Origin of the sequence: Actinoallomurus sp. NPDC052308 (assembly GCF_040679195.1) — a bacterium.
Classification (GTDB): domain Bacteria; phylum Actinomycetota; class Actinomycetes; order Streptosporangiales; family Streptosporangiaceae; genus Actinoallomurus; species Actinoallomurus liliacearum.
Genome location: NZ_JBFAUM010000020.1, coordinates 93,173 through 106,197, shown reverse-complemented (window position 1 = coordinate 106,197; position 13,025 = coordinate 93,173). Strand labels below are relative to the sequence as shown.

Below are 13,025 nucleotides of genomic sequence, written 5' to 3'. Positions count from 1 at the left end.
GTTCGGATGGCCTGATCCGACAGTGAAACCTCGTCGCGGCGGCTGCCGGGATCGTCGCAGTCGCAGGACGACGGAGGTTCGTCATGTTCCCAGTTCCCAAAGGCCTACCTTGGGCGGGGCGGCTGCTCGCCGCCTGCCTGCTGGCCGTGGCGGCGGCCGTGCTCTCCCTCGGTACCCAGGCCGCCGTCAACACGGCCTCCGCGGCGTCGCTTCCGTGCGACATCTACGCGGCCGGGGGCACGCCGTGTGTCGCCGCGCACAGTACGACCCGCGCGCTGTTCTCCTCCTACAACGGGCCGCTATACCAGATACAGCGCAAGTCCGACCAGAAGTACCTCGACATCGGCCTGCTGGCCGCGGGCGGGTACGCGGACGCGGCCCCACAAGCGTCGTTCTGCGCGGGCACGTCCTGCACGATCACGAAGATCTATGACCAGACGGCGAACCACAACGACCTGCCGATCTCCTGGGGCGGCTACTGGAAGGGCCCCGGCCCCAACGGCGCGGACATCGGCGCGGACGCCATGGCGCTCCCGATCACCGTGGCCGGCCACCCGGCGTACGGGATCAAGTCCACGCCCGGCACCGGCTACCGCATCGACCACGCCAAGGGGGTGCCCACCGGTTCGCAGCCGGCGGGCATCTACATGGTGACCTCGTCGAACTACGTGAACCAGTGGTGCTGCTTCGACTACGGCAGCGGCGAGAACTCCCACACCGACACCGGAAACGCCACCATGAACGCGATCTACTGGGGCACCGCGTGCTGGTTCGGCGGGTGCACCGGTAGCGGCCCGTGGGTGGAGGCCGACCTGGAGAACGGCATGTACCACACCGGTACCGGCTCCAACCACGACCCGAACAACAGCGGGGTGCACTTCCCGTTCGTCAGCGCGTGGGAGAAGAACAACGGCACCAGTAACTTCACCCTGAAATACGGCAACGCCACCAGCGGCGGTCTGACGACCCCGTACTCGGGTCCGCTGCCCAACGGCTACTCGCCGATGCGCACGGACAGTTCGATCCTGCTGGGCACCGGCGGTGACAACAGCGTCAGCGGCCAGGGCGAGTTCTTCGAGGGTGCGATGACGTCGGGTTATCCGTCTGATGCGACGGAGAACGCGGTGCAGGGGAGTATCACGGCCGCTGGTTACGGGTCGGGTGGCGGCAATGGTGGTGGTTTCCCGGGTGGTTATCACCAGTTGGTGGTCGGTAATGACGGGCTGTGCCTGGATGTGTACGGCAATAGTTCGGCTGCGGGTGCGGCGATCGATCAGTGGACGTGTAACGGGCAGTCGAATCAGCAGTTTCAGTTCCTGCCGGGGTCGAACGGTTTTGGGGAGTTGCAGGCGCAGAGCTCTGGTCAGGTGGTCGGGGTGGTGAACGGCTCGACGGGGCAGGGGAGTCCGGACATCGTGCAGCAGGCGCGCAGTGGTGCGGCGGGCACGATGTGGAAGCCGGTTCAGCAGTCCGATGGTTCCTGGTCCTTCCAGAACCAGAACAGTGGGTTGTGCCTGGACGTCTATGGCGCCGGGAGCAACCTGGGTCAGCAGTTGGACCAGTGGCCGTGCAAGAACGCGGCCGGCACCAACCAGGACTTCACCCCCCGCTAGCGGGATCATTCGGGTACGTCGATAAAGGCAGCCAGCCGAATCTGGAGGACGCGCGGCTGACCAAGAGGAGAGCCCTCGAGGTTCACCAACGTCGAGGGCTCTTCGACGCTGCCATCCGGCGATGGCAAAGGACATCGTCCGCCGGTGCCGACCTACCCGTATCGGTGAAATGCGCGGCACTGCATTGCCGCGTTACTTTCAGTTGTTTTCATGCGTCCCCCGGGCTGGAACCGCCGCTGCCAGCGCCGCAACGATTCGCCGGCACGCGCGAACGTCAGACGCCTTGACTTCGCGGCTGCAGCCCGGATACTCCCGGCTGAATCTTCAGTCCAATATCTCGCACCTTGTTCGAGATACCGAACCCCGGAGAGGTGAGAAGCAGCCGATGCGAGAACCTCGACCCGCCGTGGCGACAGAACGGCGCGGCCACCTGATGTGGCAGGGAGAATCATGAAATCTTCGATCCGGCCTCGCCGGGTGCGGGGGCTGGTCTCGGCGCTGTCGGCCGCCGCCGTGGTCGCCGTGGCCGCCGGGGCCGCGACGCTGGTGCCCGGTTCCGCGCAGGCCGCGAGCACCCTCGGAGCGCAGGCGGCCCAGTCCGGGCGTTACTTCGGTACCGCCGTGGCCGCCGGCAAGCTCGGGAACTCGACGTACTCGACGATTCTCGACCGGGAATTCAACATGATCACCCCGGAGAACGAGATGAAGTGGGACACCACCGAACCGTCCCGCGGCTCGTTCAACTTCGGCCCGGCCGACCAGATCGTCAACCACGCCCTGGCGCACGGGCAGCGCATGCGCGGCCACACTCTGGTCTGGCACAACCAGCTCCCCGGCTGGGTGAGCGGCATCTCCGACGCCAACACGCTGCGCAGCGTGATGGACAACCACATCACGACCGAGATGACCCACTTCAAGGGCAAGATCTACGCGTGGGACGTGGTGAACGAGGCGTTCGCCGACGGCAGCACCCAGCACCGCGGCTCGGTGTTCCAGAACGTCTTGGGCAACGGCTTCATCGAAGAGGCGTTCCGTACCGCGCGGGCCGCCGACCCGAGCGCCAAGCTCTGTTACAACGACTACAACATCGAGAACTGGAGCGACGCCAAGACCCAGGGCGTCTACGCCATGGTCAAGGACTTCAGGTCCCGCGGCGTTCCGATCGACTGCGTCGGCTTCCAGAGCCACTTCGGTTCCGGCGGACCTCCGGCGAGCTTCCAGACCACGCTGTCCAACTTCGCCGCCCTCGGCGTCGACGTCCAGCTCACCGAGCTCGACATCGCCCAGGCGCCGTCGACCGCGTACGGCAACACGGTCAAGGCGTGCGTGAACGTCTCCCGCTGCGCGGGCATCACCGTGTGGGGGATCCGCGACAGCGACTCCTGGCGCAGCGGTGAGAACCCGCTGCTGTTCGACGCGAACGGCAACAAGAAGGCCGCCTACGACGCGGTCCTGTCCGCGCTCGGCACCGGCGTCCCGTACGGCGGCGGAGGTTCACCCACGCCCACGCCAACTCCCACGCCGACCCCCACACCGCCGGGGAACGGCGCGTGCTCGGTCAAGTACACGATCGCCTCCCAGTGGACCGGCGGGTTCAGCGCGAACGTCACCGTCACCAACCTGGGCGATCCCGTCTCGAGCTGGACACTGACCTGGTCGTTCGGGGCGGGACAGCAGATCACCCAGGCGTGGAACGCCGCCGTGACCCAGAGCGGGGCGAACGTGACCGCCCGCAACGTCGGCTACAACGGCTCGATCCCCACCAACGGCAGCACGAGCTTCGGGTTCAACGGGTCCTGGAACGGCAGCAACCCGGTGCCCTCGAACTTCGCGCTGGGCGGCACCGCCTGCACCACCGGCTGATCACCCGGCCGCAGGCGCCGCCCATGCCGGGCCGGACGTGTGCGCGATGCGTCCGGCCCGGTCCCTCGCTCCGCCGGCCGCGCATCATCTCGAGGTGCGCCCCCCGCCGAAAGGTCCCCGTCATGCCTCCGTACCAGTTCCAACTGAGCCGCCGGCGCCTTCTCACCACGGCCGGCGCCACCGTCGCCGCCGGCCTGCTGGGATTCCGTACCGCCGGAGCCACCACCGGCCCGAGTAGTTACACGGCGAGCTGGTCGTCGGTCGATCAGCACCCGCCGGCTCCCGAGTGGTACCAGGACGCCAAGTTCGGCATCTACTACCACTGGGGCGTGTTCAGCGTTCCCGCGTTCGGTAACGAGTGGTATCCGCGGAACATGTACATCAGCGGATCCGCCGAGAACAACCACCACAAGAGCGTGTACGGCGATCCGTCGGTATGGCCCTACCACAACTTCATCAACGGCGCCCGCGACAAGGCCGGCAACTGGGTGCAGTTCGCCCCGAAGCTGAAATCAGCGGGCGGCAACTGGGACCCGAACGCGTGGGCGCAGCTGTTCGCCGACGCGGGCGCGAAGTTCGCCGGGCCGGTCGCCGAGCACCACGACGGCTACTCGATGTGGAACAGCACCGCCAACGAGTGGAACTCCGTCGCCACCGGGCCCCGGCTCGACCTGCTGCGGCAGCACGCCGACGCGATCCGGTCCAAGGGCCTGAAGCTGTACGTGTCCCTGCACCACGCGTACCACTTCAACGGCTATTACGACCACGTCCCGGCGCAGACGACGACCACCCTCAAGAAGCTGTACGGCCAGCTCGGGTCGGCCGCGGAGAACCAGCTGTGGTACGACAAGCTCAAGGAGGTCATCGACGGCTACCAGCCCGACATCATCTACCAGGACTTCGACCTGAACCTGGTCCAGGAGTCGCTGCGGCTGCAGTTCCTCGCGTACTACTACAACCAGGCGGTCGCCTGGAACAAGGATGTCGTGGCCACCTACAAGGACGGCTTCGACAACAAGGGCGAGGTCTACGACTTCGAACGCGGTGGCCCGGGCGGCATTCAGACGCCCTACTGGCAGACCGACGACAGCGTCTCCAGTTCGAGCTGGTGCTACACGGTCGGCATCGGCTACTACTCGACCAAGGCCATGATGCACGCGCTGATCGACCGGGTCAGCAAGAACGGCACCATGGTGCTCAACATCGCCCCGATGGCCGACGGCACCATCCCGGCGGGGCAGCAGGCGATCCTGCAGGGAATGGGGGACTACCTCAAGCGGTTCGGCGAGTCCGTCTACGCCACCCGCGCCTGGGCGTCCTTCGGCGAGGGGCCGACGCAGATGGGCGGCGGCTCGTTCACCACGCCGCGGGAGGGAACCGCGCAGGACGTCCGGTTCACCCGCAGCAAGGACAACACGGTGCTGTACGCGACCGTGCTGGGCTGGCCGGGCAGCACCCTCACCATCACGACCCTGAACTCCGGTCAGATCAACCTGAGCAGCCTCACCTCGGTCCAGCTCCTCGACCAGACCGCCGGCTCGTACGTCAACCTGCCGAACCGCAGCCAGGACGGCGCCGGGCTGCATATCTCGCTGCCCTCGTCCAGCGCCCCCTTCAGCGCCCTGGCGTACGTCGTGAAGCTCACCTTCTCCGGCCAGATCCCCGCCCTGGGCGGTGGCACCACCACGGGATGGGTGAAGATCGCCAATGTGACCAGCGGCCTGGTCCTCGACAGCGGCGGCAACGTCTCGTCCGGATCGGTGCTCAAGCAGTGGAGCTACGACGGCTCCACCAACCTTCAGTGGCAGCTGGTGGACCTGGGCAACGGCTACTACCGCATCGTCAACCGTACCAACGGCATGGTGGCCGACAGCTGGGGCAACACCGCCAACGGCGCGAGCTGCCTGCAGGCGGCCTGGAACGGCGGTAACAACCAGCAGTGGCGGCTGAGCGACGCCGGCAACGGCCGCTACCAGATCATCAACCGCGGCACCGGAACGGCCCTGGACGGCGCGGGCAGCACCACCATCGGCGCCACCACCGTGCTGTGGACGCCGAACTCCAGTACCAACAACGAGTGGACGATCACCGGGGTCTGAGCGCCCCGGCCGCACGGCCCGCCCTGACACGGGTCACGGGCCGCGTACCCCCGACTCCTGCCCGCGCACCCCTCATCCGCGATGACGGAGGTCTTTCGATGTCCCCACTTCCCGTCCGCCGCCTGCGGTCGGTGCGGCCGGTCGCCGCATCCCTGATGGCCGTGGCGGCAGCCGTGCTCGCCCTCGGCACGCCGGCGGTGACCAGCCCCGCGTCCGCGGCGTCGCTGCCCTGTGACATCTACGCGGCCGGCGGCACGCCCTGCGTGGCGGCGCACAGCACGACCCGCGCCCTGTACGCCTCCTACAACGGCCCGCTGTACCAGGTACGGCGTTCCTCGGACAACACCACCCGCGACATCGGCCTGCTGAGCGCCGGCGGGGTCGCCGACGCGGCGGCGCAGGACTCCTTCTGCGCCGGCACGAGCTGCGTCATCACCGTCATCTACGACCAGTCGGGCCGAGGGAACAACCTGACCCAGGCGCCCGGCGGCGGCGCGGCGGGCGGCCCCGACAATCTCGCGGTGGCGACCGCCGCGCCCACCACGGTGGACGGCCACGAGGCCTACGGCGTGTACGTGGCTCCGGGCACCGGCTATCGCAACGACCATACGAACGGCATCGCGACCGGAGACGCGGCAGAGGGGGAGTACGCGATCTTCGACGGGACGCACTACAACGGGGGCTGCTGCTTCGACTACGGCAACGCCGAGACCAGCAACAACGACACCGGCAACGGCCACATGGAGGCCATCTACTTCGGCAACATCAGGGTCTGGGGCTACGGCACCGGCAACGGCCCCTGGATCATGGCCGACCTGGAGAACGGCCTGTTCTCCGGCGTGAACGCCGGCTACAACGCCAACGATCCGACGATCAACTACCGGTATACCACCGCGATCGTCAAGGGGGAGCCGAACCACTGGGCGATCCGCGGCGGCAACGCCCAGTCCGGCGCCCTGTCCACCTTCTACAACGGCGCCCGCCCCAACGTCGCCGGCTACAACCCGATGCACAAGGAAGGCGCCATCATCCTCGGGATCGGCGGCGACAACAGCAAGGGCTCCGCCGGGACCTTCTACGAGGGCGCGATGACGTCGGGTTATCCGTCTGATGCGACGGAGAACGCGGTGCAGGGGAGTATCACGGCCGCTGGTTATGGGTCGGGTGGCGGCAATGGTGGTGGTTTCCCGGGTGGTTATCACCAGTTGGTGGTCGGTAATGACGGGCTGTGCCTGGATGTGTACGGCAATAGTTCGGCTGCGGGTGCGGCGATCGATCAGTGGACGTGTAACGGGCAGTCGAATCAGCAGTTTCAGTTCCTGCCGGGGTCGAACGGTTTTGGGGAGTTGCAGGCGCAGAGCTCTGGTCAGGTGGTCGGGGTGGTGAACGGCTCGACGGGGCAGGGGAGTCCGGACATCGTGCAGCAGGCGCGCAGTGGTGCGGCGGGCACGATGTGGAAGCCGGTTCAGCAGTCCGATGGTTCCTGGTCCTTCCAGAACCAGAACAGTGGGTTGTGCCTGGACGTCTATGGCGCCGGGAGCAACCTGGGTCAGCAGTTGGACCAGTGGCCGTGCAAGAACGCGGCCGGCACCAACCAGGACTTCACCCCCCGCTGACCACTCCGTCTGACCCGCCTCTGTTCGCCGGCGGGCGGGCGCTCCGACGCCATGTCGCGTCCGCCCGCCGGACCAGGCGGCGGTCCGGACGGCCGTCGCCGAACGATCCACTCCCTGCCCCACGAATCTCCACACGATCGCGGGCACCCACGGGCCCGTGAAGAAAGAGAGGAGCGATGAGACGGCTCACCAAGACGCTCGCCGGCTTCGTCGTCGCGGCACTGGCCGTGGCGCTGTGCACGGTCACGGCTCTCGTGCCGCGAGCGTCGGCGGCGTCCCTGACGCAGGTGTCGAACTTCGGCGCCAACCCCGGCAACATGCAGATGTACGTCTACGTCCCCGGCAGCGTGCCCGCCCACCCGGCCATCCTGGTGGCGATGCACGGCTGTAACGGCTGGGCGCCCGGCTTCTATCAGGGCTCCGAGTTCGCCTCGCTGGCCGACAGGTACGGCTTCATCGTCATCTATCCGCAGGCGTCGCACAGCATCAACGGCATGTCGAACTGCTTCGACGTGTGGTCGGACGCGGCCCTGCACCACGGCGCCGGCAGTGATCCGGTTTCGATCGTCGACATGGTGACCTACGCGGAGCAGCACTACGGCGGCGACCCGCAGCGCGTGTTCGCCACCGGCTTCTCCTCGGGGGCCATGGAGACCAACAACCTGCTCGCGACCTATCCGGACGTCTTCAAGGCCGGCGCGCCGTTCTCCGGCATCCCGTACGGATGCATGGCGGGCGGCGGCATGTGCGGCGACAAGACGCCGCAGCAGTGGGGCGACATGGTCCGTAACGCCTACCCGGGCTACACCGGTCCCCGGCCGCGGGTGCAGGCGTGGCACGGCACGTCCGACTCCGTGCTGCCGTACTCGATGCTGCAGGAGGAGGTGGACGAGTGGACGAACGTCTTCGGGGTGAGCCAGACGCCCACGTCCACCGACACCCCGCAGTCCGGGTGGACCCGGCGGCGGTTCGCCGACTCCTCCGGCACCGTGGACGTCGAGGCCTACACCATCGCGGGCGCGGGCCATGACCTGCCGCATCCGGGGATGGCCGCCTACGCGATTCACTTCTTCGGCCTGGACGGCGGTGACGGCGGTGGCGGAGGTACCGGGGGCGGGTCGTCCGCCTGCCGCGTGACCGCGACGGTCGGCTCATGGTCCGGTGGCATGACCGAGAACATCACGATCGCCAATACGGGCAGCTCGGCGATCAACGGCTGGTCTCTGGCGTTCACGCTGCCGTCCGGGCAGACCATCACTTCCGGGTGGAACGCCACCTACAGCGGCAGCAGCGGCCAGGTCACGGCCAAGAACCTGAGCTACAACGCGGTCCTGGCGCCGGGCGCCTCGACCGGCATCGGGTTCCAGGCGAACCAGACCGGCAACGCGGCGGCGCCGACCGGATTCACCCTCAATGGCACCGCCTGCGACGTGAGCACCTCGGGCTGAACGACACCGACGCAATGGACCTCGGGATCGGCGATGGAGGCCGAACGTGACCGTCAGAAGAACCTTGATCGACCCATGTAGGGCCCGGCTCGGCGGTATCGCCGCCCTCGCCGTGGCCGCCGTGATGATGTTGGCCGCGGTGACCGGCACGGCGCTGCCGGCGCGGGCGGCGACGTCCCTGCGCGGCCTGGCCGAGGCGAAAGGCCGTTACTTCGGTACCGCACTGACCGCGGCCGACCTCGGCGTCAGCGGCGAGACCGGCATCGCGGGGGCCCAATTCGACATGGTGACCCCGGGCAATGAGATGAAATGGGACACCACCGAGCCGTCGAACGGGTCCTACAACTTCGGCCCCGGCGACCGGATCGTGTCCTTCGCCCAGTCCCACACCATGCGGGTACGGGGCCACAACCTGGTCTGGCACTCCCAGCTGCCGTCCTGGGTCAGCGGCCTGCCATTGAACCAGGTCCAGGGGGCGATGGAAGCTCACATCACCACCGAGGCCACGCACTACAAGGGCAAGGTGTACGCCTGGGACGTCGTCAACGAGCCGTTCAACGAGGACGGCAGCCTGCGCACGGACGTCTTCTACAACGCCATGGGCAGCAACTACATCGCCGACGCGCTGCGCACCGCGCATGCCGCGGATCCCAACGCCGCGCTGTACCTGAACGACTACAACATCGAGGGACAGAACGCCAAGAGCAACGCGATGTACTCGCTGGCGCAGTCGCTGCTGTCCCAGGGCGTGCCGCTGAACGGCATCGGGTTCGAAAGCCACTTCATCGTCGGCCAGGTGCCCTCGTCCATGCTGTCCAACATGCAGCGGTTCGCCGCCCTGGGGCTGGACGTGGCGGTCACCGAGCTCGACGATCGCATCCAGCTGCCGGCCGGCAGCAGCACCCTGCAGCAGCAGGCCACCGACTACGGCGCCGTGACGAACGACTGCCTGCAGGTCTCCCGCTGTGTGGGCGTCTCGCAGTGGGGCGTGGACGACGGGCACTCCTGGATTCCCGGCACCTTTCCCGGCTACGGCGCGGCCACAATGTACGACTCCAACTACCAGCCCAAGCCCGCCTACAACGCCGTCGTCACCGCGCTGGGCGGCTCCTCATCCGGCGGCGGTTCCACGGGCGAACTGCACGCGGTCGGCGCGGGCAAGTGCCTCGACGTGCCGAACGCCGCCACCGCTCAGGGCACCCAACTGCAGATCTACGACTGCTGGGGCGGGTCCAATCAGCTTTGGACGCGAACCTCCGGCGGGCAGCTGACCGTCTACGGCGGCGGCTCGACCATGTGTCTCGACGCCTACGGCAACCAGACGTCCCCGGGCACCAAGGTCGAGATCTGGCCCTGCAACGGCCAGGCCAACCAGCAGTGGCAGGTCAACTCCAACGGCACCGTCACCGGCGTGCAGTCCGGCCTGTGCCTGGACGTGAGCGGAGCGTCGACGGCCAACGGCGCCCTGGTCCAACTGTGGACCTGCAGCGGCCGGTCGAACCAGCAATGGACCCTCGGATGAACCGCTCCGCACCACGTCGGCTGCCAAGGAGCAGGACATCTACGCCTCGTGGGCGGCGCACGCCGACGGCCGTCGCCGCTCACGTCCTGGCGATGCTGGTCACGGTGCTGGCGGCCGTGGTGACCTGGTCGGTGCCGGCGCCGGCGGCCGGTACCGGTCCCTGCGACATCTACGCGTCGGGTGGTACGCCGTGCGTCGCCGCGCACAGCACCGTGCGCGCGCTCTACGGCTCGTACAGCGGCAACCTGTACCAGGTCAGGCGGTCCTCGGACAACAAGACCAGGGACATCGGCGTGCTGGCCACGGGCGGTTTCGCCAACGCCGCGGCCCAGGACTCGTTCTGCACCGGCACCTCCTGTGTCGTCACCCTCGTCTACGACCAGTCGGGGCACGGCAACGACCTCTGGTACCAGGGCCCTGGAGGAGTCGGCGGCTCCGACACTCCCGCGAACGCGACGAGCGAGTCGCTGACCGTCGGCGGTAACAAGGCCTACTCGCTCTACATCAACGCCGGCAACAGCTATTGGCGGAACGGCTCGTCGTCGGGAGTCCCGACGGGTAGCGCGCCCGAAGGCATGTACATGGTGACCAGCGGTACCCACGTCAACGGCGGCTGCTGCTTCGACTACGGCAACAGCGAGACGGACCGGAAGGCCGACGGTCCCGGCGCCATGGACGCGATCAACTTCAGCACCTCGTGCTGGTTCGGCGGGTGCTCCGGGTCCGGGCCCTGGGTCCAGGCGGATCTCGAATGGGGTCTGTTTCCCGGCGGGAGCACCTCCTGGAACCCGAACCAGCGGGCCTTCACCAGCAGGTACGTCACGGCGATGCTGAAGAACAACGGCACATCGCGATTCGCGATCAAAGGCGCCAACGCCCAATCCGGCAGCCTGACCACCTTGTGGGACGGGGCGCTTCCCAGCGGATACAACCCGATGAAGAAGCAGGGCGCCATCATCTTGGGAAGCGGCGGTGACTGCTGCAACGGCAACACCAACTTGAGCGTGGGGACCTTCTACGAAGGCGCCATCGTCTCCGGCTATCCGTCGGATGCCACCGACAACGCCGTGCAGGCCGACCTCGTGGCCGCCGGTTACGGGTCCGGCGGCGGAGGGGGTGGTGTTCCGAGCGGCTATCACCGGCTCGTCGTCGGCAGCGATGGTCTGTGCCTGGACGTGTACGGCAACAGCGGCGCCGCGGGCGCGGCGATCGATCAGTGGACCTGCAACGGCCAGTCCAACCAGCAGTTCCAGTTCCTGCCGGGCTCGAACGGCTATGGGGAGCTGCAGGCGCAGAACTCCGGTCAGGTCGTGGCGGTGGCCGGCGGCTCGACGGCGCAGGGGATCCCGGACATCGTGCAGCAGGCCCGGAACGGGGCGGCGAACACGATGTGGCAGCCGATCCAGCAGTCCGACGGCTCGTATGAGTTCAAGAACCAGAACAGCGGTCTGTGCCTGGACGTCTACGGGGCCGGCGGCACCCTCGGCCAGCAGCTCGACCAGTGGCCCTGCAAGAACGCCCCTGGCACCAACCAGGACTTCGGCTTCGGCTGACGCCTCGATCCGGGTTCGGCCGGCCGCGTCTTCGGCTGCATCAGCCGAAGACGCGGCGCTGGATCTCGCGCCGGTAGTCCTCGAGGGTCTTGTCGAGGTGGACGGCGGCGGCCTGGGCCGCGGCCTCCGGGTCGCCGTCGCGGATGGCCTGGTAGATCGCGGTGTGCTCCTCGATCGCCTCCTCCGCGTGGCCGCCGACCGTACCGTGCAGGCCGATCGTGCTGGACTGGTGCTGCAGGCGGCGGGCCTCGCGGACCGCCGCGACGAGGAACGGGTTGTGCGAGGCGGCGGCGATGCCCAGGTGGAAGGCGTCGTCACCCTGGTCGAACAGCGCGGCCCGCCCGGTCACATGCCCCTCCCGGCACGTCTCCGCGGCGGCCTCGATGGCGCGCAGCTCGGCGGGAGTGGCCCGGGTCGCGGCGAGCCGACTCGCCGTGGTCTCCTGGACCCGGCGGAACTCGAAGAGCATGTAGACGTGATCGAGGTCGGTCGGGAGAAAGAAACCCCCCCAACGCGATGAGCCCAGCATCCCCTCGTCGTCGGCGACGTAGAGTCCGCGGCCCTTCTGGGCGCGAACCCGGCCGATCGCGGAGAGGATCTTGACGGCCTCCCGTACGACGGTCCGGCTGGTGCCCAGGCGCGCGGCGAGCTCGTTCTCGGTGGGCATCCGGTCGCCGGGCTGCAGGCGCAGGTCGGCGATGAGCTGGAGGACCTGCTCGGCCACCAGTTCGTAGCGTGGCCGGTACGCGCCGGTCCGCTGCGTGTCGCCGTCCTGCTCCGGGGTCGGCGCCTCGGTCGCAGCCGGCTTGGGCGTGCCGTCCACCGGCGGGCCTCCTTCGTGGCGGTCCACCCGAGAGTGCGACTGACCCTCGGCTGTGGGAAAGCATACCTCTCAACCGAGGCGACGAAAGATAAGTATGACTCATTCGCCCAGTCGGATATGGACACACCAGGTAAACCGGGCGATCAGTCTTAAATATGTCTCTCGCCGGTAACGCAGCCGTAAAAATAAGCCCGCTCATCCTCTTGACGCGACAGCGCTCCAGCGCTCTGATGAGGGCCACGGCGGCCATCCGATCTCAGTTGGTCGCAGGGGTGGTCTCCGCATCGTCGGGGACCGCCTCGACCATCCGAACCTCGCACGATGAGTCAGACACATTCCTCCTCTGCCCGCCCCATCCAAGCCGGCGGGCCCACGACGTCAGTGGAGCAGCCGATGACGATCAAGGTTCGCGCCGACGGCGCGAGGAGACCAGGCAGAAGCCGCCGCCGCGCAGTGCTGCCGGCCCTCGGCGGCACTATGGTGCTGGC

General features: G+C 67.9%; 8 protein-coding genes. 7 read left to right on the top strand and 1 reads right to left on the bottom strand.

Annotation, left to right across the window (positions count from 1 at the left end):
• The first annotated feature begins 83 nt into the window (after window positions 1-83).
• The 7 genes from AB0L00_RS33580 (at window position 84) to AB0L00_RS33550 (ending at window position 11,714) form a co-directional block, all read left to right on the top strand.
• Window positions 84-1,613, top strand: coding sequence for an arabinofuranosidase catalytic domain-containing protein (locus tag AB0L00_RS33580; protein ID WP_364441186.1), 1,530 nt, complete (start codon window positions 84-86; stop codon window positions 1,611-1,613).
• A gap of 450 nt (window positions 1,614-2,063) precedes the next feature.
• Window positions 2,064-3,476 carry an endo-1,4-beta-xylanase gene (locus AB0L00_RS33575; RefSeq protein WP_364441184.1) on the top strand — a complete coding sequence of 471 codons (1,413 nt, stop codon included), beginning with the start codon at window positions 2,064-2,066 and terminating at the stop codon, window positions 3,474-3,476.
• Window positions 3,477-3,598: 122 nt separating this feature from the next.
• Window positions 3,599-5,575, top strand: coding sequence for an alpha-L-fucosidase (locus AB0L00_RS33570; RefSeq protein ID WP_364441183.1), 1,977 nt, complete (start codon window positions 3,599-3,601; stop codon window positions 5,573-5,575).
• A gap of 98 nt (window positions 5,576-5,673) precedes the next feature.
• Window positions 5,674-7,191 (top strand): arabinofuranosidase catalytic domain-containing protein, encoded by a 1,518-nt coding sequence (locus AB0L00_RS33565; protein WP_364441181.1) that lies wholly within the window; start codon window positions 5,674-5,676, stop codon window positions 7,189-7,191.
• A 176-nt stretch (window positions 7,192-7,367) separates the two neighbouring features.
• Window positions 7,368-8,639: a PHB depolymerase family esterase gene (locus tag AB0L00_RS33560; RefSeq protein ID WP_364441180.1), complete on the top strand. Its 1,272-nt coding sequence runs from the start codon at window positions 7,368-7,370 to the stop codon at window positions 8,637-8,639.
• A gap of 46 nt (window positions 8,640-8,685) precedes the next feature.
• A complete protein-coding gene (locus AB0L00_RS33555) occupies window positions 8,686-10,161 on the top strand; it encodes an endo-1,4-beta-xylanase (RefSeq protein WP_364441179.1) in 1,476 nt (491 codons plus the stop codon).
• Between the two features lie 92 nt (window positions 10,162-10,253).
• Window positions 10,254-11,714, top strand: coding sequence for an arabinofuranosidase catalytic domain-containing protein (locus tag AB0L00_RS33550; protein ID WP_364441178.1), 1,461 nt, complete (start codon window positions 10,254-10,256; stop codon window positions 11,712-11,714).
• Between the two features lie 40 nt (window positions 11,715-11,754).
• Here AB0L00_RS33550 and AB0L00_RS33545 read toward each other — a convergent pair whose 3' ends face one another.
• Window positions 11,755-12,537 carry a FadR/GntR family transcriptional regulator gene (locus AB0L00_RS33545; protein WP_364441176.1) on the bottom strand — a complete coding sequence of 261 codons (783 nt, stop codon included), beginning with the start codon at window positions 12,535-12,537 and terminating at the stop codon, window positions 11,755-11,757.
• Window positions 12,538-13,025 lie beyond the last annotated feature (488 nt).